Origin of the sequence: Vibrio sp. RC586, assembly GCF_000176715.1 — a bacterium.
Classification (GTDB): Bacteria; Pseudomonadota; Gammaproteobacteria; order Enterobacterales; family Vibrionaceae; genus Vibrio.
Genome location: NZ_ADBD01000008.1, coordinates 20,041 through 42,783, shown reverse-complemented (window position 1 = coordinate 42,783; position 22,743 = coordinate 20,041). Strand labels below are relative to the sequence as shown.

Below are 22,743 nucleotides of genomic sequence, written 5' to 3'. Positions count from 1 at the left end.
CTTTGGTTCATAAGGTTATCGTAAGATAGGATCCCTTTGAAACTCGGTAGTCTGACAAAATTCCGCGATTAGGCTAGGGTGTTTAATGTGAAAATTTTTATCAAATGGGTTTTGCTCTTGCTCGTATCTACCAGCTTAGCTCTGGTGATATTGGGAACGTTATTGTTCAAGTTGGAGTCTTCTCATACTCCAGATGATGCTCAGGTTATTGGGCGTATGCTTTGGTTTCCAGAACCCACGGCAAGAGGGCTTAGTATTGTAGAAAGCCGTCACCCTATTTACAGGATTAGGGTCACTTGTGGTTCGCCCGATGAGATTTGTCATGAAGGTCAGTTTGCGTATAAAGGCAACAAACTCAGTGGCATCGAACTGACAGATTTTGCGAGCTACTTAGGGGAAGAGATCGTATTAAAAAATGGCGAAAGTTTAGAACCTGTAGAGTAGAGAAGAGATTGTAACTTACTGATTTAATATACTATCGATGGGATTAATCAGTTTTTAGGCAGTAGAAATACAAGGGTTTAAACTTATAGCCCCATTTTAGCCCCAATGATGGTGGCCTTGCCGTTAATGCATTGATTTTAAAAAACAAAAATGAATGGTGCGCAATATGTTCGAAACTTGGTATAAGATGGCGAGCCTGATCCAATCGGGTCTTGATATCAGCCCAATCATCACTCACCACTTCAAAGTGGATGACTTCCAAAAAGGCTTCGACATCATGCGCAGCGGGGCTTCCGGCAAAGTTATCCTCGATTGGCAGTAACCGAAAATCTCTCCACAGAGCGCTCCGAAAGGGGCGCTTTGTTTTTGACTGACACTATTTTTATAAACAGTAAAGTGGAAAATGCGACCGAATCTAGCCTTTCAAAAAGCCCTAATTTAGCCCTAATTTACCTTGATACAGATCCCTAAAAAGTAAGATTTAGCCCTAAAGCTCATGGTCCTATTTTGGATAGCAGATCGCTTCAAAGGGTAGAGCGAAATGTTGCTCTTACAAAAGACCCAAAGTGTTCCTACTAAATCGTTTTTGGACAATTCCGTGCCAGTGGCTTTCCTAAATTAGCATCTCACGGATAATTTCAGGTATTGCAAACCTCCAATCAAGTGTTCGAATTCCCTCAGCCACTACAATTAGCCAGTCCTCCTTATATGGTCATATCAAGGAGAAATAATTTGAGAAGATAATAAATATTATGAATAATTTAATTACTTGTTGATTTTACGCATTTTATTAAACGATACACCAATTTTTTATACCTTTGGTGCAACTGAACTCTATTATACTAGGCTCTTATTTGGCGTGTTAAGGTTAATGATGATGAATGCGGTAGAATCAATAGTAGAGTGGTCCAAGGATAAGCCCGTATGGTGGAATCTAGCACTAAAGGTTGCTCTTGAAGAAGGAGAGCTAAACCAAAACCATATCGATTTTATTTTCAATTTTGCGAAGAGTGTTGAGGGCTTGGAACCGAAACACCCAAACCATGAGCAGCTGTTATCACCGATTGATATATCGGGCTACATGGCCGAAGAAAACTCGGTTCGACTGATTAGCTTGTCTCAAGTTGAAGGTGTTGCTGCGTTAGCGGAAGATCAAAAATTAGATTTTAGAAAAGATGGATTAACTATCGTATATGGAGACAACGGAGCCGGTAAGTCGAGCTATACGTCTATTTTAAAACATGCGTGTTTGACTCGGGGAGCATTGAAACCTATCGCGGGTAATGTTTTCACTTCTGCACCTAAACCTCCTCAAGCTTTACTCACACTCGAGATTGATAACACACCGACAGAATTAACTTGGAGTAATGGGGCATCAAACAATAATGCTGCCAAGTCTATTCGTGTATTCGATACATCTTCAGCACACCACTATTTATCTAATGAAGACGCTTTAGGTTATAAACCAGTAGGTTTGAACTTAATCACAGAACTTACAAAGGTTGTGGAAAGTATAAAAAATAGAATAAGTGAAGATGTCATGAGTGGTAACGGTTTTGTTGCTATTCCATCGTTAAATTCACAAAGTAAAGCTTCATTGTTCCTTAATCAAATTTCAGAGTTAACAAATGAAGCTGATATTGAATTGCACTGCGCAACTAAGGACGAAATTGAATCTATAAAACCATTGCAGGACGAGCTTGTTAGCGACATGGCCAAATCGCCAGAACAAATCAGAAAGAGTTTAATTAAGCAACGTAGTTATATTTCCCCTTTACTTGAGTCATACAAAAGACCTATCGAAGTACTCGGTCCTAGTAACTTCGAAGTGTTAAAAAGTTTAGATCTCGACTATCAAAAAAAGAAACAAGTATCTGATACTTTGAGACAAAAAACACTGAGTGATCTGCCGTTTGATAATATTTGTGATACACAATGGACTGTCCTTTGGAGAGCAGCAAAAGACTTCTTGGTAAAAGAAAATAAAGGCCAGAAATTCCCTCCAACAAAAGGTGATTCCTGTCCGTTATGCTTACAAGATATCCAAGAGACGTCGGCCGACAAACTACAAGAACTCGAAGCTTTTATTAATGACAAGGCTGCAAAAAATACAGATGAAGCATTGAAAGCGCTAATTCAGGCTAAATCTGTCGTTAGATCTTTGAGTTTGAATATTGCCCAATTTGAAGGTGTATTGAATGAACTTGACGTAATTAAACCTGGGTTAAAAGTTGGGCTTGAGAAATTAAACCAGAGTTTAATAAACAGACAGGCTGTTTTATCAGGTTCCGCGCTACCCGAGTCATTAGACGAAATTAGCTTGTCTCATTTCCAAGCATTGCGGGAAATAGATAAAGAGCTGTTCACGCAAATCGGAGAACTTGAACAGCAAAGCAGTAACAACGAATTTGTGGCAAAAAAACAAGCAAGACTGACCGAATTAACAGATCGAGCCTATGTTGCCAAACACAAAGCAAACATCATAACTAATGTAAGACGGTCAAAAATAGTCGCTAAGTTAAACAAGATCTCAGATCAGAGCGCTACGAGAAGTATATCAACGTTGTCAGCTAGGATTTATTCACAAGGTGTTATAGAGCCACTAAAAGAGTCTTTTGTAAAAGAACTTAAATCCTTTGGTTTTAATAGATTTGACATCAACGTTAAAACAAGAAATAAAGCCGGACAACAGCAATTTAAATTAGAGCTAGCAAACTCAAACGAATCTGTTGTTGGTAAAGTTGCTAGTGAAGGTGAACAAAGGTGTATAGCAATAGCGAGCTTTTTATCAGAAATGAAAGCTGATTCTAGAAGATCTGCTGTTCTATTTGATGATCCAGTGAATTCGCTTAGCCATCAATGGAGTGCAAAAGTCGCAAAAAGGTTAATAGAGGAATCACTAGAACGCCAAGTCATTGTATTTACTCACGACATAGTATTCTACAAGCTACTACTAGAAGCTTCAGATAGCCTAAAGCAAGATAAGGTCAATTGCATCAGCCTCGAAAGATCTAGAAGTAACTCCGGCCTTGTAAGAACTAACCCTCCGTGGGACGCGCTTCCTACATCGAAACGAATTGGAGTTTTAACTACTAAGCTCCAAAAGCTTCGAAAGATTGATGAGACAGGAACAGAGACTGAATTTAGAGAAGCTGCTGCGGTTTTCTATAGTTTTCTGCGTGAAGCATGGGAGCGATTGGTTGAAGAGAAACTATTAAATAAAGTCGTTAATAGGTTCGAAAGAGGTGTGCATCTGCAAAGATTAAATCGAGTAGATGATATTACTAGTGTTGATTTAGAGCGTATTCACCTTGCGTATGATAAATGTTGTGTCGACTTTGTTGGTCACGACACAGCCGCAGGTATACGTCCTTGTCCAACGATCGATGAAGTGGTAGCAGATTTAGAAGAAATCAAAGACTACCTCAACCATCTACAAACAGTTCGAAAGAGGACTTAAGATTAGCTAACGCTGAAGGAAAGGTGGAACTTACCCCAGTGATACAACATGGGGATTCACAACAAACAGCATTGGAAGAATGAATAACTTTTAGTGGGGCAAAAACCCCATTAACAGGATATGAATGAGTAAAAGGTCTATCCAATAATGGGGCAAAAGTTTGTTGTCATACCTAGTTGTGCGAGGATGAGCAGTCTCGATATATGTATTAGTTCCGACTAGATCTGACACTTCAATTTGAAAAGAAGAGAGTTACCCATTTTGATTAAAGGTGCTTAATCACTAATCAAAGACAAAAAGAGGTAACTCTCATGCTTCATACTAGCAATCCAATTATCAAACACAAAGCGGGCCTTCTCAATCTTGCAGAAGAACTCGGTAATGTATCTAGAGCCTGTAAGGTTATGGGGGTATCAAGAGATACTTTCTACCGTTATCAAGAGTTGGTTGAGACGGGGGGTATTGATGCTCTGATTAACCGTAGCCGAAGAGCACCGAATTTGAAGAACCGTGTTGATAGTGAAACTGAGCAAGCCGTTATCAAATACGCCATCGACTTCCCAGCTCATGGACAAGTTAGAACGAGTAATGAATTACGTAAATTGGGAGTGTTTATCTCTCCAAGTGGCGTACGCTCAATCTGGCTTCGCAATGACCTAGAGAACTTCAAGAAACGTCTTATCGCACTGGAGAAACAGGTCGCAGAGAACGGTATTATCCTAACGGACGAGCAAGTTGCGGCTCTTGAGCGTAAGAAGCACGATGATGAGGCTTGTGGTGAGATAGAAACAGCGCATCCAGGTTATCTCGGCTCTCAAGACACATTCTATGTTGGCAACTTGAAAGGTGTTGGGCGCATCTATCAACAAACCTTCGTTGATACCTACAGTAAAGTCGCCTTTGCCAAGCTCTACACAACGAAAACACCAATCACCGCAGCGGATATATTGAATGATAAGGTTCTACCGTTCTTTGAGGCGCATGAACTGCCAATGCTGCGAATCTTGACTGACCGAGGCACTGAATACTGTGGTCGTGTTGAACAGCACGATTACCAGCTCTACCTAGCTATTAATGATATCGACCACACGAAAACTAAAGCGATGTCACCACAAACAAATGGTATCTGCGAGCGCTTCCACAAGACCATATTGAATGAGTTCTACCAAGTGACATTCAGAAAGAAACTGTATGGTTCTATCGAAGAGTTGCAGAAAGATCTGGACGAATGGATGGACTACTACAACAATCACCGTACTCATCAAGGAAAAATGTGCTGTGGCAGAACGCCGATAGAAACATTAGAGGATGGGAAATCAATCTGGGCTGAAAAGAATCTAGCCCAGATATAATCTGACAGGCACCAAGTCGAAAAGTGGGTAACTGTCAGATCAGGTCTGAATTAGTACACGATATAGCATCTAGATGCGATCAAAAAACCGCCTTTCGGCGGTTATTGATTCCTGACTCTTTCTAGCTCTTGCCAAACGCGTTCAGACTCTTTCTTGTTCGACTCAACTAGCCATTTACCGTAGACCCTTGCGACCATGGTGATATCTGCGTGGCCCATTTGTTGTGCCAAGTAACTCACGTTGACGTTAGCATGGGTGATCATCCAACTGGCATAGGTATGTCGCAGTTGATACTGGTTACGGTAACGGACGCCTCCTTTTTTACACAGTGCTGTCCACATTCGGCTGAGCGCACGTTTGCCGTAATGTTTTAACCGTTGGAAGAATGAAAACTCATACGCTCTATATCCAATGAAGTGGTGGTATTGGTCATTTTAGCGATCAGTCCCCCAATTCGTTTGCGCATCTCACGTCTATCCACAATCATATCTAGAGCGCCATGTTCTAAGAGGAATTCACTTTGCTGAAAGTCTTCTGGTAGTTTCTCTCGAACGGTTTGTTCTATAACTCGGCGCCCAGCAAACCCGATCCTTGCTTTCGGCTCGCCAATATTAATGTCACCTAACATGGCGACACTTGCAGATACTCCCCCATAAGTTTGATCGGTTAACACTGAGATGTAGGGCAATTTAGCCATTGATAACTGATTCAATGCGGCACTGGTTTTAGCCATCTGCATCAGTGCAATGAGTGATTCTTGCATTCGAGCGCCCCCACAAGCAGAAAAGCACACCAATCCACAATTTGCATCAATAGCTGCGTCAACAGCCCGAACAAAACGCGCACCTACCACTGACCCCATTGAACCGGCCATAAAAGAGAACTCGAATGCGCAAGCGACAACAGGTAAGCCCATCACTTTTCCCTTAATCACAACCAGTGCATCTTTTTCACCAGTGCTTTTCTGTGCTTGAGTAAGGCGCTCTTTATAGCGTTTTAAGTCCTTAAAATTGAGCAAATCTCTTGGTTCACATTCGCTTGCTATTTCGATTCGCTCTTCTTTGTCCAAAAAGCTGTCTAATCGTTGGCGAGCGCCCATCCGCAGATGGTGATTGCATTTGGGGCATACTGAGAGATTATCCTGGAGTGCTATTCGGAATAAGATCTGCTCGCATGAGGGGCATTTAGTCCATACACCTTCTGGAATGGATGCTTTACGTACATTGATAATGTCTTTCTTATCCAATAGCTTTTCTAGCCAATTCATGGAGAAACCTTACTCAAATAGTATGAATAAAGAGCATTGTATTAGCCTGACTTGGGTAATAAAGTGGCAATTATTAATTTAATAATCCCACTAAATGGGACTAAATATATGCTTGATAAGATTGAACAGCAGTGGTTAAAAAGTTTTCATTGTGTCTATGAGAACAACAGTTTTAAACGAGCGGCGGAATTTTTAGGTTTACCCACATCCAATGTCAGCCGTCATGTTGCCCTTTTGGAAGAGCGCTTGAATATACGGCTATTTGATAGAACGACACGCCGCATTGCAGCGACTGATGCGGGTGATCATCTTTATTTGTGTACACAACCATTGTTGGAAAAGTTGAATGATGCTCTTGAGGAGGTGACTCTTCATGCAAACCAAGTAATAGGCCAGCTTAACGTGTTAATGCCTGACTCACCGGCTTTAGCTCAAGCTGTGGTTTCTTTTTGTCTCCGGCACCCCTCTATTTCATTATGTTGTGATACGAGCATCAGCCCGAAAGAGGATCTGCTTGATGGCTTCGACATCGTTTTAAGTTTTCATCGGGGTAAGCTCGAAGATAACAGTTGGGTTGCTCAGGAGATTAAACGGTGGCCAAGTGCTGTTGTGGCATCGCCCCAAATACTACAGCGCTTTCCAAGACCCTTTCAGATGAGTGATTTAAAACATGTTCCATGTATTAATAGCTTTACCGTAATAAATGGCGCGCCATGGATATTTAAAAACGCTAAAGGTGAGCTGATTATTCAAAAAGTACAATCGGCTTTTAAAGTGAACAGTGGGCATCTTGCCAAAACAGGGGCAATATCTGGTTTAGGATTGGCGATACTTCCTACTGAATTTTGTCAGTCTGAGATAGAGGCAGGGACTTTAGAAGTGGTGGAAATGGAATATCAACCCGCTGATCTTGTTCTATGTGCTTTTTATTCCTCTAGAAAGCACTTAGCTAAGAAAATTAAGATGTTTATTGAACATCTGAAGTGTCACGCAAATATCGTCAACTGAGCTGAATACTTGATTAGAAAGACGCTGGGGCTTTGTTGCATAACTCAGCCCCACAATAACCCCCCCCCATTAGATGTATAAGAGACAAAATGGCAATTTGGCTCAGGGTTGGGTTTGGCTGCTAATTTTTGTAATCACTGATTTTGGCAATTTGCTCTCGGCTGCGTTGTTTCTTGTATTGCTTCGCATCGGCAGGGATTGGGGTGACTTTGCCAGTTTCAACCCAAGTTCGTAAACGGTTTGCATCGCCGACAGGCGAAAGCTTTCCTTTAGTGTCTAACACAACAAAAGCGACTTGGCGTTTCCCCATTTGTGTTCGCATAACAAGGCAATGACCTGCAGCGTTGGTAAACCCTGTTTTGGTTAAGTCAATCTTCCAGTTATCGTTAAAAACCAAGCGATTGGTATTACGAAAATCGAGAGTGTATCTAGGTTTTGCAAAGGTCACGGTTTTCTTCTCTGTCGAACTGAGTTGGCCGAGCAGAGGGTACTTTTTACTGGCCTTCAGTAACACCACCAAATCGCGGGCACTGGATACATTTTTTGGTGAAAGCCCAGTCGGTTCAACAAAGCGAGTGTTTTTCATTCCCAAGGCTTTTGCCTTGGTATTCATTGCTTTGATAAAAGCTTTATAGCCACCGGGGTAGTGGTGAGCAAGGCTTGCTGCGGCTCTGTTTTCCGAAGACATCAACGTGAGTAGCAACATGTCTTTGCGGCTAATTTCGCTGCCAATTTTAACTCGTGAATGCACCCCTTTCATCTCTTTGGCTTCTTTGATAGTGATAGGTAGTTTGGTATCCATTGGCAGTTTGGCATCCAAAGTGACAATTGCGGTCATCAGCTTGGTGACGGAAGCAATGGGCTTAACCGCATCTGGGTTGCTCGAATAAATCACTTCGTTGGTTTTAAGATCGATGACCAAAGCGCTGTTTGCAGCAAGCTCCTGTTTTTTAACAGTCTTTTTTGCAACAGCCTTTGTTGTTACTGAATCTGCGGAATAGGTTGGCATTGCAATGCTAGAGCCAATGCATATTAAGAAAACACTACCAAGGAAAGAGAAGAGTTTCATGTTGAGTTCACTGGGTGGTTGGTTAAGTCAGGTATGTCACAACGCTTTTGTTGAGTATAAGAGAGCAATGAAAAGAGCAGTAGAAAACACCATGAAAATATATTTATGCTCAATCTTTACTCGGACACTTGAAAATCGACCATTCTGGTATAGGGATTTCCGTGCTGAGCTTATGTGAAAATTGAAACTTAGAAAAGATGTAGATCGGATGCCTGTCGCACTTAATGATAAAGTTCAGTTTTTTTAGTCGGTAATCATCTTGGGTCTCCTCCCTCTTTCAGTTTTTTGAATTTTCTTTAAAGTTTGACTTTTGGGAAGGGTAAAAAGCCCCATTAATTGATGAGGCTTTGAGTGGAGTTTATTTTGGGGTGAATAAAAGGAACTGATAGGCATCGGCTGGTATCGAATAATTCCAAGCACTAAAATTTTGGCCTATTGGATTTTTTTGAAAATCAAAATAATTAATTTTTCCCACATCTCTGTACCCCAAAAACATATGGCCACTTTGATCTTCAAGTAAACCATTGACAATACGCTTAGGCCTTGTAAAAGCAACTCCAGCTGTAGATTGCTCTGGTAATGTTTTCATTGCCTCCTCAAGAGCAAATTTAGAATGATATTTTCTGATTTCAACCTCTTGTCCTGCCGCTTTAAAAAGGTCTTTTATTTTCTGTATATCGGCTAAACAAAATTCTGGAATTCCTGTTTGAGCCGCTAAATCCGCTGTGGTTGAGAAGTTGAGTAAGACGGCTGCTGTTACATAGGAACAGTTTTTATCTCCACCAGAGATATTCACTATATTTTGAGGTGGGACAGTATTAAAACCTCTTGTAGGTGCTGACATATTATTAGTATCAAGTGTTTCCGCTATAGATTGAAATTCAGCACCTGTGCTTCTAATTAAAATTGGATGTTTTCCTGCTTGGTCGTACAGTCGAAAGGTGCCACCTTCTTCATATACCGGCACCGCTTTTCCATTTAGATTACCCAGAACCAAATGCCCATTTTGGCCTGCTCGAAGCCTAGTTCCATTAGCATTAGCTAATTTTCTTATGCCATTATGCTCGCTACTTGTAACAATGTAGTTTTGATTTTCATAGGTAATAACGTCTCCTGGAACGGTATTGCTAAATGCTGTTTTAGCTTCTGTTTCTAATACCGAGTCTTCCAGTGCTTCACCAGCATATTTGTCATAGTCAATAACTCGGAAAGCCCCTGTTCGATGAAGACGTTTAGCAACATTAAAAATGTGCTTTTCGTGTCCTTCAACAACCTCTATGGTGCCTCGATGAAAGATCCGCACATCAACTTGCTTGTTGATTGGGTCATACTCACCCACTTCGAAGTTTCTTGCCCACTTCCCACTTAACGCTCTCACTTCATTTTGGACAACATTCTTGGCTTGTAAACCTTCAGGAAAAAAACTCCAAGCAGTTCTTTGGATTTCGCCTCTTGCTATGGCTGCTTTTAGTTCTGGTGAAAATTCTTTCTCCATATTAATCAAAGCTTCCCTCATAACAGTTCCTGAGTAGGAAGACACAGGGTACAGTTGACTATCCTCAACGAGGGCCATTGTTTCGGTGATAGATAAATTTATAGGATGCAATACAGCATCTCCTGCAGTTTCTTCTCCAGCAGCAGCTGAAATATCAGTTAGTTGAGTAAAAACAGAGGCCTCTGTTGCTATCAAACCATCTAAATTTGAAACAGCCTTTTCTAAGGTGATGATTTCCTCTGCAACATTAGTGGTTCCGAATAAACCTAATGTTAAAAGGTTTAATAATCTGTTTGAAAAATGTGTTTTCATTGGTTGGAAGGCCAAAGTGGTAGGCCGTTTTACAAAAGTACCGACTAACCACAATGCAGAACGCTTTTCTCGTGATGAGCTTTCAGCACTTGATATCACAGTGTCAGAAATATTTTCAGCAGCAGTAATTGGTGTGCAGACTATAAAACTACTACTGATAGCAGCAGCGATGGTTATTTTTTTTGATATTAAATTTTTCATTCTAATCTCCGGTCAATAATATTTATTGAATGCTTTTGTTTCCAGTGCTGTATTTGGTGGTTTTTAAAACCACTCTATAATTAATTGCAAGTTTATTTTTGTTGGGTAGTTTATTATTTATTTATGGTTACTTTTTTTAAGTTTTCTGTTTAAAGCAAAGAATCAGCACAGGGAAATTAGCAATTTAAATATTTATAATTAATAATTTTTACTGTTAATTGGCCATGGCTTCTAAAATTCAACACAAACGGTTACTATTGACTGTTTTGTAATTTGATGTCGGTTCGAAATTTATAAATTGCCTATCTATATGACAGAAAATAATGAAGTAGGTAGGTACTGCTTCCTTCCATTCCTCCTATTTGAGGTGCAGTAACTCAAATAGGAGGTAGTGAATAGTTATTTGCATTGCAATATGCAAATGGCGGCTTATGCCGCCATTCATCATACCGTTATTAGTGCCAAGAGTAGGATGCGACTCAATGGGCAATGTTCACGTTTGTGGTTTCAAATTGGCTGATATCCCACGCCGTCAATGAATCGGTCACTTTGCCCACTAAAGGGAGCAAACGCCAAGCCTCGCGCTCTTGAAATGGGTGGTTAGTGATCACTGCAAATCCTGCAATGTAGCAGTGGCCGCCACGGGACCGAATAAAGCTAGCAATGGTATTTACGGCTTCATCGCTGTAAGACTCGATCTTATAAAGATTATCCATGTTGCTATCCTCCATTTGGGGAACATGGAATTTATTGCATATTTGATGCCATGATGGCACGCCAAAGTTGCACTAGATAACCGTTAATTGTGTTTTTAAAAGGTGACTTAAGTTGCATAAATGTATTATTGATGTGCGCAGATGATGCAAATTGATTTCCATCAAGTTTGTGTGGTTTTTGTGTGCTACTGTGCGCGCAACAGAAAGATAACAATAGCCCTACACAAAAAGGAAAATGTAATGAAAAAAACACTTTGCGGTTTATCCGTGCTTGCAGCCCTTATGTCTACTCACGTTATGGCACATCAAGAAGGTGATGTTATTGTTCGTGTCGGTGTTGCTTCGGTAGTGCCTAATGACAGCAGTGACAAAATCTTAGGCAGTCAAAGTGAACTTGCTGTCAACAGCAACACTCAACTGGGTTTAACTCTTGGTTATATGTTTACGGATAACATCAGCTTTGAAGTGTTGGCTGCTACGCCTTTCTCACACAAAATTTCTACCGATCTTTCGAACCTAGGTGATATTGGTGAAACAAAACATCTGCCGCCGACTTTCATGGTTCAATATTATTTTGGAGAAGCAAATTCTACGATTCGCCCTTATGTTGGTGCGGGTTTAAACTACACCACTTTCTTTGATGAAGGCTTCAACAGCTCAGGTGAAGGTGCAGGTTTGAGTGATCTGAAACTGGATGATTCATGGGGTTTGGCTGCGAATGCCGGTGTGGATTACATGCTTAATGACAGTTGGTTCCTCAACGCTTCTGTGTGGTATGCCAATATAGAAACGACAGCGACTTACAAAGCGGGGGCAGATGCCAAATCCACTGATGTAAAGATCAATCCGTGGGTATTTATGATCGCTGGTGGTTATAAATTCTAACCCCCGAACTTGATATAAAGCCGCGCGTCAGCGGCTTTATTTTTTCTCGCCTTATGCGATATTCATTCATAGCACGGTAAGTTCGTCAATCTTGCCATCGTATTGATAAATAAGTGTCTAATTTTAAAGGCACAATCCTATCAATGGATATCTATCTCAATGATTTTATGTGTTTTTATTCTGCTTTTTATGCAATGTAAATGGGCTTAATGAGTAGTTTGTGACACGAAAAATGCACACCTTTATTTAACATTAAATTAACCTCGGGTTGGTGTTTTCAATCGTTCTGTACCACTTTGATTGAACGCGGTATTTCGCGTGCAATCGGCGTTGATGGGAGCTGTTCAACGCTTAATAACCTAACATCTCTAGGATTGAGAAATGAAACAAATACCCCGTCCTTTGAATTGGCTAGTTTTGGCTGGTGCAGCCACCGGTTTTCCTGTTTACGCGGCACAAATGGTGACGATTGATGATGCATCGTTTGTCCAGCAGGCCTTAGTTCAACAGCAGTACAGTATGGTATCTTCCGCTAATGGTTTTAAAGCGGTCAACACCATTCAGTTACCTAATGGCAAGGTGAAAGTACGTTATCAGCAACTCTACAATGGGGTGCCTGTATATGGTACAGCAATCGTTGCAACGGAATCGACGAAGGGCATTACCCAAGTTTATGGGCAGATGGCACAGCAATTAGAAGCCGATCTTCCCAGTGTGGCTCCCGATATTGATAGTCAACAAGCTATTGCTTTGGTGACAACTCATTTTGGTCAACAGCAAGCGAATGTGCTTGGTGAAACTTTGCCGATTGAGAATGCAAACGCTCAGTTGCTAGTGCGTTTGGATGGCAATCAACAAGCTCAGCTCGTGTACTTAGTTGATTTCTTTGTTGCCTCAGATTCGCCAACTCGCCCGTTCTACTTTATCAGTGCGACCACAGGTGAGGTACTTGAACAGTGGGATGGTATTAACCATGCGCAAGCTACTGGCTCCGGTCCTGGCGGTAACCAAAAAACAGGTCGTTATGAATATGGCAGCAATGGTTTACCTGGTTTTAGTATCGATAAAACCGGTACGACCTGTACTATGAACAATAGCGCGGTAAAAACCGTGAATCTGAATGGTGGTACGACAGGGACAACGGCCTTTAGTTACGCCTGTAACGACAGTACCAATTACAACAGCGTGAAAACGGTCAATGGCGCTTATTCACCACTTAACGATGCGCACTATTTCGGTAAAGTGGTGTTCGATATGTATCAGCAGTGGCTGAATACCTCTCCACTCACCTTCCAATTGACTATGCGTGTGCATTACGGCAGTAACTATGAAAATGCATTTTGGGATGGTCGCGCAATGACCTTTGGTGACGGCTATACCCGCTTCTATCCACTGGTTGATATTAACGTCAGTGCGCATGAAGTAAGCCACGGATTCACCGAGCAAAACTCAGGTCTTGTTTACAAGGATATGTCAGGGGGTATTAACGAAGCCTATTCCGATATTGCGGGGGAAGCTGCGGAATATTATATGCGTGGCAGTGTTGACTGGGTGGTTGGGTCAGACATCTTTAAATCTTCCGGAGGTCTGCGCTATTTTGATCAACCATCGCGTGATGGTCGTTCGATAGATCATGCATCACAGTATTACAGTGGTATTGATGTTCACCATTCAAGCGGGGTTTTTAATCGCGCATTTTATCTTCTCGCGAATAAAACCGGTTGGAATGTGCGTAAAGGCTTTGAAGTTTTTGCCGTTGCTAACCAGTTGTACTGGACACCTAACAGCACGTTTGATCAAGGTGCCTGCGGTGTGGTGAAAGCTGCACAGGATCTTAGCTACAACACGGCGGATGTGGTAACTGCGTTTAATACGGTAGGTGTGAATGCCTCTTGTGGCACAACGCCTCCACCGGTCGGTAAAGTGCTTGAGAAAGGTAAGCCGATCACAGGACTGAGCGGCCTACGTGGAGGGGAAGATTTTTATACCTTTACGGTGACCAACTCGGGCAACGTTGTTGTTTCCACCAGCGGTGGCACCGGTGATGTGGATCTGTATGTCAAAGCGGGCAGTAAACCCACCACAACGGTTTGGGATTGCCGACCTTATCGTTCAGGTAATGCAGAGCAATGCGCGATCTCGGCGGTAGCAGGTACGACTTACCATGTCATGTTGCGTGGTTACAGTAACTACTCCAGCGTTACGTTAAGACTTGATTAAATTCCCATTTCCCTTGTAAAACAAAGCGCACTCTTAGAGTGCGCTTTTTCTCGTTATCCCTAACCCTTTTAGAAGGGGTGAAGATTATTTCAAGACAGAATTGCTATTGGACACGGTTCCAAGGCTATCGTCAGCAAGGAAATCAGCGGTTTCAGTTTGCATTTCGGTGTGATGATTCAAGTCAGCGTATCCCGTATCTTGTGGGGCAACAAAGGTCGAGTGTTTCGCCGTGCTGTTAAACTGAACAAAGCTTTTGGTTGCGTCTGGAGCGGTTTGTCCTGAATTGACAGTGGTTAGGCTCAGTAAAGTTGCGAGTGGTTCGGTACCTGCAAATTGTGGGCTGAGATAATCCCCCGAGCCAGTAGGATTACTCACCTTGTTAGGTACCACGCTGTCACCATCCACTTCTGAGAAGTAAAGTGGCGTGGTCAGCCCACCATTATTGAGCTTTGTGCTCACTACAGAGTAAGGGTCAATGGTGTCGAGTAGGGTCTGCGCCGCATACGAGAACATCTGGAAGCCTGAGGTGACTTGAGCACGTTGCTCTTCAGTTGCCGAGGTTTCAAACGACTTATAGCAAGTCGAATCGTCTAGGCTGGTACATTGTGCATCAGCAAAACCTTTGTATTCTGTGCTAGCGCTTAATGCAACGTTATGCTTGATCTGCGGCCCAAAGTATTCAGACCCTAACAGTAAGTTAGAAATTTGGCCTCCCGAGTTTTGAATGGCCGCTCCAGAGAAACTGTACAGAGCGTTAGCCAGTGTGGAGCCCAATGTTTTATTGCTTTCTGCTACGGCAGAAGTGCTGACAATTCCCCCTAATGAATGCCCCAGCATGCGAACTTTCGAACCTGTACCTACATTGATGCCAGACAGTGGTGTACCACTGAATAGAGGTTGAGACAGGGTTAACGCAGCTCGCAGTCCCAATACATCGAGAATGCTTTGGCGTAAGTTATCCCGTGCCACGGCCAAGTAGGTGAGGTTGATGTAAGCGAGAGGATCACTATTGGCCGAGCGTGTGCTGTCTAAACTACGTTCACCGTGCAGCGGTAAGTCAATGGCAATAACAGCAAGTCCTGCAGCCGTAAGATTTTTCGCGAAAGCGTAGGCATTTTCTTTGGCATTGGTGACACCGTGTTGATAAATCACGATATTGGTTGGTGTGCTGCCATTGGGTGTAAAGAGTAGGAATGGCACATTTTGCACCGATTTCACTTTGGGTACGGGTGAATAGCGAGTGATGTAGCGTTCAGGATCCAGTTGGCTGCCATCCGATTTGGTTAGGGTAAGGCCAATCAGCTTAAGTTGTTCACTGGCATCAGTGGCCAATTTACTGGTATCAATACCTGCTGCGAGTAGTTGTCCACCAATCGCTAATTGCTCATTAGTATCGGCGAGAGCTGCTTTAATTTTGGCAAGACTTGGCATCGCCGATTCAAACGGCTGAGTATTCCAGTTACTGCCAGTTTCAAGGTAGTAAGGCAGGCGAACGGTACCTTTGGTCACATTTACGGTACCTGCGCTGTATGTACCTAAAATAGCGGTTTTTTTGCTTGCACCAATATACGTACTGAAATTGTCATCCGCTGTCAAAGCGGCAGCTAAGTCAACTGGTGTGCCTAATTGCATTGTGTAAGCCGTATCGAGTCCAATGCCAGTTTGTTTCCACACTGTCTCTAATTGGTTACTACCACTGGCAAACGCAGATGCCGTTGCGGCGCGAGTAGCAAACAAGGTATTGCTCACCGATTGAGTTGAGAACCAAGTCGAATAGACGATTTGAGTATCATCCACACCACTGAGTCGGAAGATTTTTTCTACGCCTTGCGTCACTTTTTGCAGGGTTGAAATATCACCCTCGGTATATATCTTTTTCTTGGATTTCAGGGCGGCGTAACTGGACGATGTGCCAACTGGATTGCCGTTGGCGTCTGAAACGTCTGAGGTCACCGCCAGAATATATTCGGAAGAAGCATTCAGTGCTTTAATTGGCACAATGAGAATTTTATCGGACGCCGAGCTGGAAATTGCAGTGTAATCTGTACCATTAACTAACAAGGTTTTGATGCTCGGAGAGCCGGTCATCGAGTCGGTTAACTCGTACAGATAAATGCCCGATGTGATGATGTTATCGGCCAAACCTGCGCCTTTAAAATCGAGGAATAGCGGCATGGTGATGGGCCAGCCATCGACTTGTCCCATAGCAACTAACGGGTTAGAGCCAGAAGTATTGCTGCCAGGGGGAATTTCTAATGTGCCATCGTCTGGGTTCATCAGCGCAAAAGAGGGCAGGGGCACATTGGCATTGCTGCCACTTAACGCAAATTTAATGGTGGTGTCTCGATTGAGCGCTTGCTGAATATAGGATTCATATTCAACCGTGGTGCTCGCTCCTGAGCTCGTGGTTTCATTGCCACAGCCGACTAACCAGAGCGCTGAGCAGAGAAGAGAAGAGAGATCTTAATAACCTGTTTCATGTTCGACTCCGGAAATTAGTTGAAGCGGTAGTTAAATTGCAATGCGCTAATATAGGCGATGCCCTCAGAATCAAATTTGAGGGTTTGGCCGATTTGGTTTTCTTCGGTAAAGGTGCCTTTTCGGCTTTGCACAAGAGCAAAACCTGCGTCCATCGTTAGTTGAGAATTGATGGAATAAGTGAATCCTGCGGAATACCAGAAACGGTCACTATCCGGAATGCTCAGTGTTGCCTTGCCAGCTTGCTCATCAAACGCCACACCAGCACGGAATGTCCAACTTGTATTTAGGGTATACGTAGCGCCAGCAGACCAGCGTCCGTTGTCTTCGTATTTCTCGATTTTTTGGAAACAGGTGCCGTTTTTACATTGGCTTGAAGTCGCGGAGAGTTCACTAAAGCTGCTCCAATCCGTTTGCTGATAGCTGTAATGGATTGACCATTGGTCGTTCAATTGATGGAAGCCGGAGAGTTCCCAAATCGCTGGGAGCTCAATTTTGAGTTGCCCAGGAACCACAGCGCTGGTGGCGATGCCCGAATCGTAACTGGAGAATTCGCCATCATCAAAATTGAGTTTAACGCGTGAGCGATAACCAAAACCGATGCGATTTTTATCATCGAGTTCGTAGAGTGCGCCGATATTCCAACCCAACCCAAAAGTTTCGCCGGTCATGCCAATCAAGTTATCGCTAGGATTGCCACCAACAAAAGGGGCAAGGCCGCCTTTGTGACGAGTCAGCTCCGCTTTGGCGGCAACCAAATCAAGGCCAAAACCTAAGCTGAGCTCTTGGTTGACACGGTAGGCAATATTGGGATTTAGATTGACGGAAATTAACGAAGTATCACCGGCTAAATCACCAGCATAAATATCGTTCGGGTAGTCAGTTGCTACGCCGTAAGTGGTGAACATGGCAAAACCCCATGCCCACTGTTCATTGATCGGACTGATGTAGTAGGCCGCTGGAACGATTTGCAGTGGCGCAATATCTTTCATCGATTGGTTGTTGGAAAGATCATCTACGTTAACTTCGGGATCGACGATGGATAATGCACCAGAAAATTGCGCAGTTTCAAACAGCATCATGGCGGCGGGGTTACGTGCCAGTACGCTGGCGTTATCGGCCACTGCCGCTTCACCTGAAAACGCTCGGCCTAAACCGGATGCGGAGTGCTCGGCGACTTGAAATCCGGCGGCACTGGCTTGTCCCACTAACAGGGCGGAAATACAAGCAGCAAGGGAAGATTTATTCAGCATTCTCGACCTCCTGAGGTCTTAGTTATAGTCGTAATTCCATTGACGATCCTACGAGTCGTTTCTTCTCGCATGACGCTTTGTACGGGGAGAAACCCAGCGTTTTATTGCGAGAGAACATTCACGTGAAGCCTTATGTTAATTTTGTGTTAACTATATGTCAAAGGAGTTGGTGGTGTTATTTTATTTGCAGCGGCGGAAGATAGATATTTAATTCAAATGAATCAATGAATTATGTTGATTTTCTGGTTGTACCAGTTTGAGTTTGATGAGTTTGCAGTAAGTTATTATAGAAAGAATGATATTTAGCACGTTTTTATTGGCATCGCTTTGGGGCACTCATCGAGTCAGGAGCATGATGAGCATGCACCTGAGGAATAAGACCGCTAGCGGCCAACAAAGGCGATGACAACTTTATCGTCACCTAACTGGCGAGTGAAAAGATAAGTATTGGGCTGGGCGATTTCACGATGTGATCCAGCCCCAACGGCTGGGTGACGTTGCCGAAACTGCCCCAAGGTTTGCCAGTGTTTGAGCAGAGTCTGCTGCTCTGCACTCCACTGCCAACGCATATCAGAACGGGTTCCTTGATGGAAATCATCAGCGTAAGGTCCTGCTTCGCGAGCAATTTCATCGCCGTAATAGATTTGAACTGCACCAGGAGTGAGCAGTAGCGCATTGGCGGCATTGCGCTGCATTTCGAACGATTTAAAACGGCCGAAGAACAGCTCAGTATCGTGGGAAGACATATAACTGACGGGGTTAAAGTCGGGATATTTGGCGAGGGTTTGCGCGTAATCGCGATACACCATCGCCATCTGGCTCAAACAGGCTGCGCCGTTATCCATACGTTTTTGAATATCAAAGTTAATCAGTGCATCAAAGCCATCATCAAAGTAAGGGCTGCGATAGGCACCGTGCCCCCATACTTCGCCCATCATCCAAAAGGGTTCTCCGCTCTGCTGGTTTTCTTGCCGCCATGCTGTGAGGTTTTCCGAGGCCCTATGTTTTAAGCGTTGCCACACTTCCCCTTCCACATGTTTGACGGTGTCGATGCGAAAACCGTCGATCCCAAAGCGGCGTACCCAGTCGCTTTGCCATTCAATTAAATAGTCAGCGACAGTGTAATTGGGTTTGCTCACCACTCGTGTGCCGGGATTGTTGAGTAGCCACTGCGGCGGGGTAACGGCTTGGGGGGATTCAGTGCGAAAATCCGGTAAACCGGCGAGATTCATGGTGATGTCACTGCTGCCCGGCGCAGGATAGCCCGGTAAGCCTGCGCGTACCCAGTCTGGCCCCCACCACTGTTGCCAATTCTTGCTCTGGTAATCAATGGCTTGATGGAAACTGTGCCAGTTTTCGTCGGCGTTGGGTTTCCAGTCATTCCAACGTTCAGGCAGCATAGGTGCGTTGACCACTTGTACCGCATCTTGCTGTAAATCGGCTAATGTGGCGTAACCTGCATGGTTAAGCACGGCATCCATAAGAATTTTTATGCCGCGGAGATGGGCTTCGCGCACTAAGGTTTGCAGATCTTCATCCACACCGAAATTGGCATCGATCTTGGTGAAATCGCGGGTCCAATAGCCGTGATAGGCATAAAACGGGAAGGAGCCTTTCTCACCTCCGCCGACAAACCCATGCACCTGTTCGACAATCGGAGAGAGCCAGATAGCATCCGTGCCTAAGCTTTTAATGTGGTCGAGTTTGGCGATCACGCCTTTTAGATCCCCACCATGGAAGGTGCCGATCTCCTCTTGTCCGTCTTGTTGCCTGCCGTAGCTGCGATCATTGCTTGGGTCGGCATTGTTGAAGCGGTCGACCATCACAAAATAGATATTGGCATTGCGATAAGCAAAAGGCTGAGCATGAGTGCGTTGCGGTTCAAGCAGCACTAAACCTCCGCTGGTTTGGGAAGGGGTTAGGCGTACTTTGCCTTGTTGCACCGTTACAATTTGCCCGGTAAACGCTTCTTTTAACGCTGTGCCATTGGCGAAACTGTCGGCCAAATCTAAGGTGACATCACCGCCTTGGTACACCTCACAGCTGACGTTAGGAATTGGGCGGCGAAATTCAGTTTTGGTCGCCTTGGTGGTTTGGCGTATCAAAGTGAGTGTGTTGTTTTGCGCTTGCCACTGAAAGGCATAGTCGCCACTAAAACGAATCGTCAAGGGTAATTCAGTTTTACCAGTGCAACTTAGGGCGAGCGGTGTATTGAATTTGACGACTTGCGTTGGGGCAGCAGAGCAATCCCCTTCGAAACCACTGATAGTGAGAGTGTAATCCCCTTTGTTGAGTGGGATCACCAGTGGTGCATCGGCTTGCAGCGGAAAATCACGGCTGTTAGTGGTGGTCGCTACCGTTAAATTCGCAGTGGAAGCCGAGGCCAGTGCTGGCAAAGCTAGAGCTGAGAGCAGCGATAGGGTCAAGGCGTTCAGTTTCATTCTCTATCCTTCTTATTATTGATTCGGCTTTCCTACCCAAATGGCGCCGATTTTTGTATCGATAAAGGATAAATTGCAGCGCGTCACTCAACATCATTCTTAGCGCTACGCCTTGTTAATTTGCACTGCGTCACAACCCTGCAGGATAGGGCGTAGAAAGCCAGATTGCCGCCATGCGTTATCGTCTAAAAATCTAATTCAAGTCACAACTTTATGGATCGATATTGATAGTTTTTGCACAGAGACGGCCAGCTGCATAGGATGTGCTGAGTGAAAAACAGGAGAATGACGATGCAACAACAAGCAACCGTGCAGAAAGTGACGATGGCGCAACAAGGGCCAGAGCTGTCTGAATTGGTTCAAGGTTACTGGCGCTTAGCTGAGTGGAACATGACACCTCAGCAGCGTTTAACGTTTTTGAAGCAGCACATTGAGCTAGGGATCAGCACTGTTGACCATGCGGATATTTATGGCGGTTATCAGTGTGAAGCCTTGTTTGGCGAGGCGTTAGCGCTTGAGCCTTCAGTACGTGAACAGATCCAAATTGTCACTAAGTGCGATATTCAACTGTGTAACGCCCGCTTCCCAGAACGCAAAATTAACCACTATGACACCAGTGCCGCGCACATTTATCAATCGGTCAACAACTCGTTAGAGCGTTTGGGGGTTAATGACATTGATGTTCTGCTGATCCATCGTCCCGATGTATTGATGAATGCCGATGAAGTGGCTGAAGCATTCTCTGAATTGCACAAAGTCGGCAAAGTGAAACACTTTGGTGTTTCTAATTTCACACCGGCGCAGTTTGATTTGTTGCAATCACGCTTGGGCAAGCTATTGGTAACGAACCAAGTGGAAGTCAACCCACTTAATTTTGAAGTGGCACACGATGGCACCTTGGATCAATTGCAGCGTTTGCGTATTCGTCCTATGGCATGGTCATGTTTGGGTGGTGGCGCTATTTTCTCCGGCCAAACAGAACAAGCGCAGCGCGTACGTGCGGTGTTGGAAGAGCTTCGCGTGGAAATGGACGTTGAGTCGATTGAACAGGTGATTTATGCGTGGGTTCGTTGTTTACCAAGCCAACCGCTGCCGATCATTGGTTCAGGTAAAATCGAACGCGTTGAAAGTGCCATTGCAGCGCTGTCATTACAACTCTCTCGTGAACAGTGGTATCGAGTATGGGTGGCCTCTAAAGGTCACGGAGTGCCATAGCCTGCATTCGGCTTCTTGTTTTATCTTCTTGCGCCAGTCACTGTACTGGCGCAGTTGTTTCATCTGGTGTAATCCAGAGCGCACATTTTTCTCACCCGCCCCACTCATGCCATCAATTTACCATTGACGCCGCATATCGACCTTCTATCGCAAACTACAATAAGTCTGTATCGAGTCGGCTAAGCTCTGCTCATTCTTGATTGCCGTACTGTAGTGACATCAAGTTCACAAATCATTTGGACAGTTTCATTTTACTGAAAAGGATATTTCGTATGAAAACTTGCAGTTTGCGGTTCTTCCCTCTTTGCCTAATAGGCTTACTACTGAGCCTCAGTTCTTGGCAAGTGCTTGCCCTGCCTAGTGAAGCGTTGATCCAACGTTATAACCAAGCGGCGCAGGGTGATGAAAAGTTAGTTGAACCACTGTATGCCGATTTGGAAAAATTAGCGAAACAAGAAGGGGCGATGCCGCTGACCTTGGTGTATTTAGGTAGCACTCGAACTCTCATGGGACGTGATGCGTTTTTACCTTGGAAGAAGATGCGCTATAGCGAAGAGGGGCTTGCCACAATAGAGAAAGGGCTTTCATTATTAAGTGATGACGCGGCAAATTCACAAGAGCGCCGCAATGGTTTGCCGACTCAAATGCTAGCGATCGCCGTGGCAGCGGCGACTTACACGGCCATGCCTGACATGTTTAACCATTTTGAGCGTGGCTACGATCTCTATCTCAACTTGCTCGCCGACCCAACATTCCAAGCTCAGCCGTTTGCGGCTACAGCGTGGATTTATCGTTTAGCTATCGCCGCAGCGTTACGCGCGAAGGATCCAGAGCAAGCTCGTCTTTGGCTAGAAACAATGCAGCAAGCCGATGCCAACCATCCTGATACTCAGCAAGCGCAAGCTCTCGTCAATCAGGCGTAGGGAG

15 protein-coding genes and 2 pseudogenes are annotated in these 22,743 nt (G+C 44.1%); 9 read left to right on the top strand and 8 right to left on the bottom strand.

Annotation, left to right across the window (positions count from 1 at the left end):
• Positions 1–216 precede the first annotated feature (216 nt).
• From VOA_RS0117730 to VOA_RS10055, 4 genes and pseudogenes are all read left to right on the top strand, one after another.
• Positions 217–444, top strand: coding sequence for a hypothetical protein (locus VOA_RS0117730; protein WP_002022671.1), 228 nt, complete (start codon positions 217–219; stop codon positions 442–444).
• A 160-nt stretch (positions 445–604) separates the two neighbouring features.
• Positions 605–766 (top strand): annotated as a pseudogene (locus VOA_RS19115) (L-threonine 3-dehydrogenase); the annotation flags it as partial.
• Positions 767–1,213: 447 nt separating this feature from the next.
• Positions 1,214–3,904 (top strand): AAA family ATPase, encoded by a 2,691-nt coding sequence (locus tag VOA_RS10050; protein WP_232202784.1) that lies wholly within the window; start codon positions 1,214–1,216, stop codon positions 3,902–3,904.
• Between the two features lie 311 nt (positions 3,905–4,215).
• Positions 4,216–5,256, top strand: coding sequence for an IS481-like element ISVvu4 family transposase (locus VOA_RS10055; RefSeq protein WP_000903432.1), 1,041 nt, complete (start codon positions 4,216–4,218; stop codon positions 5,254–5,256).
• 101 nt (positions 5,257–5,357) lie between these two features.
• Here VOA_RS10055 and VOA_RS0117725 read toward each other — a convergent pair whose 3' ends face one another.
• The gene (locus VOA_RS0117725; protein WP_000269805.1) at positions 5,358–5,597 is read right to left on the bottom strand and encodes a tyrosine-type recombinase/integrase; all 240 of its coding nucleotides are present in this window, start codon (positions 5,595–5,597) and stop codon (positions 5,358–5,360) included.
• 29 nt (positions 5,598–5,626) lie between these two features.
• The gene (accD, locus tag VOA_RS10060; RefSeq protein WP_009355895.1) at positions 5,627–6,523 is read right to left on the bottom strand and encodes an acetyl-CoA carboxylase, carboxyltransferase subunit beta; all 897 of its coding nucleotides are present in this window, start codon (positions 6,521–6,523) and stop codon (positions 5,627–5,629) included.
• 108 nt (positions 6,524–6,631) lie between these two features.
• Here accD and VOA_RS10065 point away from each other — a divergent pair, with 108 nt between their 5' ends.
• Positions 6,632–7,531, top strand: a complete 900-nt coding sequence (locus tag VOA_RS10065; RefSeq protein ID WP_009355894.1) for a LysR family transcriptional regulator — start codon at positions 6,632–6,634, stop codon at positions 7,529–7,531.
• A gap of 121 nt (positions 7,532–7,652) precedes the next feature.
• Here VOA_RS10065 and pbpG read toward each other — a convergent pair whose 3' ends face one another.
• From pbpG to VOA_RS10080, 3 genes are all read right to left on the bottom strand, one after another.
• Positions 7,653–8,600 (bottom strand): D-alanyl-D-alanine endopeptidase, encoded by a 948-nt coding sequence (gene pbpG / locus VOA_RS10070; RefSeq protein ID WP_000765630.1) that lies wholly within the window; start codon positions 8,598–8,600, stop codon positions 7,653–7,655.
• A 358-nt stretch (positions 8,601–8,958) separates the two neighbouring features.
• Positions 8,959–10,608, bottom strand: a complete 1,650-nt coding sequence (locus VOA_RS10075) for a hypothetical protein (protein ID WP_000793077.1) — start codon at positions 10,606–10,608, stop codon at positions 8,959–8,961.
• Positions 10,609–11,087: 479 nt separating this feature from the next.
• Entirely contained in the window at positions 11,088–11,324 is a 237-nt protein-coding gene (locus tag VOA_RS10080; protein ID WP_000369570.1) for a hypothetical protein, read from the bottom strand.
• A 240-nt stretch (positions 11,325–11,564) separates the two neighbouring features.
• Between VOA_RS10080 and ompW the strand changes: the two genes are divergently transcribed.
• Both ompW and VOA_RS10090 read left to right on the top strand, forming a co-directional pair.
• Entirely contained in the window at positions 11,565–12,209 is a 645-nt protein-coding gene (gene ompW, locus VOA_RS10085) for an outer membrane protein OmpW (protein WP_000751636.1), read from the top strand.
• A 381-nt stretch (positions 12,210–12,590) separates the two neighbouring features.
• Entirely contained in the window at positions 12,591–14,429 is a 1,839-nt protein-coding gene (locus VOA_RS10090; protein WP_000809710.1) for a M4 family metallopeptidase, read from the top strand.
• An 84-nt stretch (positions 14,430–14,513) separates the two neighbouring features.
• Here VOA_RS10090 and VOA_RS10095 read toward each other — a convergent pair.
• The 3 genes and pseudogenes from VOA_RS10095 to VOA_RS10105 form a co-directional block, all read right to left on the bottom strand.
• Positions 14,514–16,909, bottom strand: a pseudogene (locus VOA_RS10095) (VolA/Pla-1 family phospholipase).
• A gap of 15 nt (positions 16,910–16,924) precedes the next feature.
• Entirely contained in the window at positions 16,925–18,160 is a 1,236-nt protein-coding gene (locus VOA_RS10100) for an outer membrane protein transport protein (protein WP_000932967.1), read from the bottom strand.
• A gap of 383 nt (positions 18,161–18,543) precedes the next feature.
• Positions 18,544–20,601, bottom strand: coding sequence for an alpha-amylase (locus tag VOA_RS10105; protein ID WP_000772609.1), 2,058 nt, complete (start codon positions 20,599–20,601; stop codon positions 18,544–18,546).
• A gap of 291 nt (positions 20,602–20,892) precedes the next feature.
• Here VOA_RS10105 and VOA_RS10110 point away from each other — a divergent pair, with 291 nt between their 5' ends.
• Together VOA_RS10110 and VOA_RS10115 are read left to right on the top strand one after the other, a co-directional pair.
• On the top strand, positions 20,893–21,816 hold the full coding sequence (locus VOA_RS10110) for an aldo/keto reductase (RefSeq protein ID WP_001187212.1): 924 nt from the start codon (positions 20,893–20,895) through the stop codon (positions 21,814–21,816).
• A gap of 272 nt (positions 21,817–22,088) precedes the next feature.
• Complete coding sequence (locus VOA_RS10115; protein WP_000845180.1) at positions 22,089–22,739, top strand: hypothetical protein; 651 nt, start codon at positions 22,089–22,091, stop codon at positions 22,737–22,739.
• Positions 22,740–22,743: the final 4 nt, after the last annotated feature.

Bases quoted from the DNA above. Each gene is read 5' to 3' on its own strand.
- VOA_RS10110 (WP_001187212.1), top strand. From the start codon at position 20,893: ATGCAACAACAAGCAACCGTGCAGAAAGTGACGATGGCGCAACAAGGG.
- VOA_RS10055 (WP_000903432.1), top strand. From the start codon at position 4,216: ATGCTTCATACTAGCAATCCAATTATCAAACACAAAGCGGGCCTTCTC.
- ompW (WP_000751636.1), top strand. From the start codon at position 11,565: ATGAAAAAAACACTTTGCGGTTTATCCGTGCTTGCAGCCCTTATGTCT.
- VOA_RS10115 (WP_000845180.1), top strand. From the start codon at position 22,089: ATGAAAACTTGCAGTTTGCGGTTCTTCCCTCTTTGCCTAATAGGCTTA.
- VOA_RS10105 (WP_000772609.1), bottom strand. From the start codon at position 20,601: ATGAAACTGAACGCCTTGACCCTATCGCTGCTCTCAGCTCTAGCTTTG.
- VOA_RS10080 (WP_000369570.1), bottom strand. From the start codon at position 11,324: ATGGATAATCTTTATAAGATCGAGTCTTACAGCGATGAAGCCGTAAAT.
- VOA_RS10075 (WP_000793077.1), bottom strand. From the start codon at position 10,608: ATGAAAAATTTAATATCAAAAAAAATAACCATCGCTGCTGCTATCAGT.
- pbpG (WP_000765630.1), bottom strand. From the start codon at position 8,600: ATGAAACTCTTCTCTTTCCTTGGTAGTGTTTTCTTAATATGCATTGGC.
- VOA_RS0117725 (WP_000269805.1), bottom strand. From the start codon at position 5,597: ATGTGGACAGCACTGTGTAAAAAAGGAGGCGTCCGTTACCGTAACCAG.
- VOA_RS10090 (WP_000809710.1), top strand. From the start codon at position 12,591: ATGAAACAAATACCCCGTCCTTTGAATTGGCTAGTTTTGGCTGGTGCA.
- VOA_RS0117730 (WP_002022671.1), top strand. From the start codon at position 217: ATGCTTTGGTTTCCAGAACCCACGGCAAGAGGGCTTAGTATTGTAGAA.
- VOA_RS10100 (WP_000932967.1), bottom strand. From the start codon at position 18,160: ATGCTGAATAAATCTTCCCTTGCTGCTTGTATTTCCGCCCTGTTAGTG.
- VOA_RS10065 (WP_009355894.1), top strand. From the start codon at position 6,632: ATGCTTGATAAGATTGAACAGCAGTGGTTAAAAAGTTTTCATTGTGTC.
- accD (WP_009355895.1), bottom strand. From the start codon at position 6,523: ATGAATTGGCTAGAAAAGCTATTGGATAAGAAAGACATTATCAATGTA.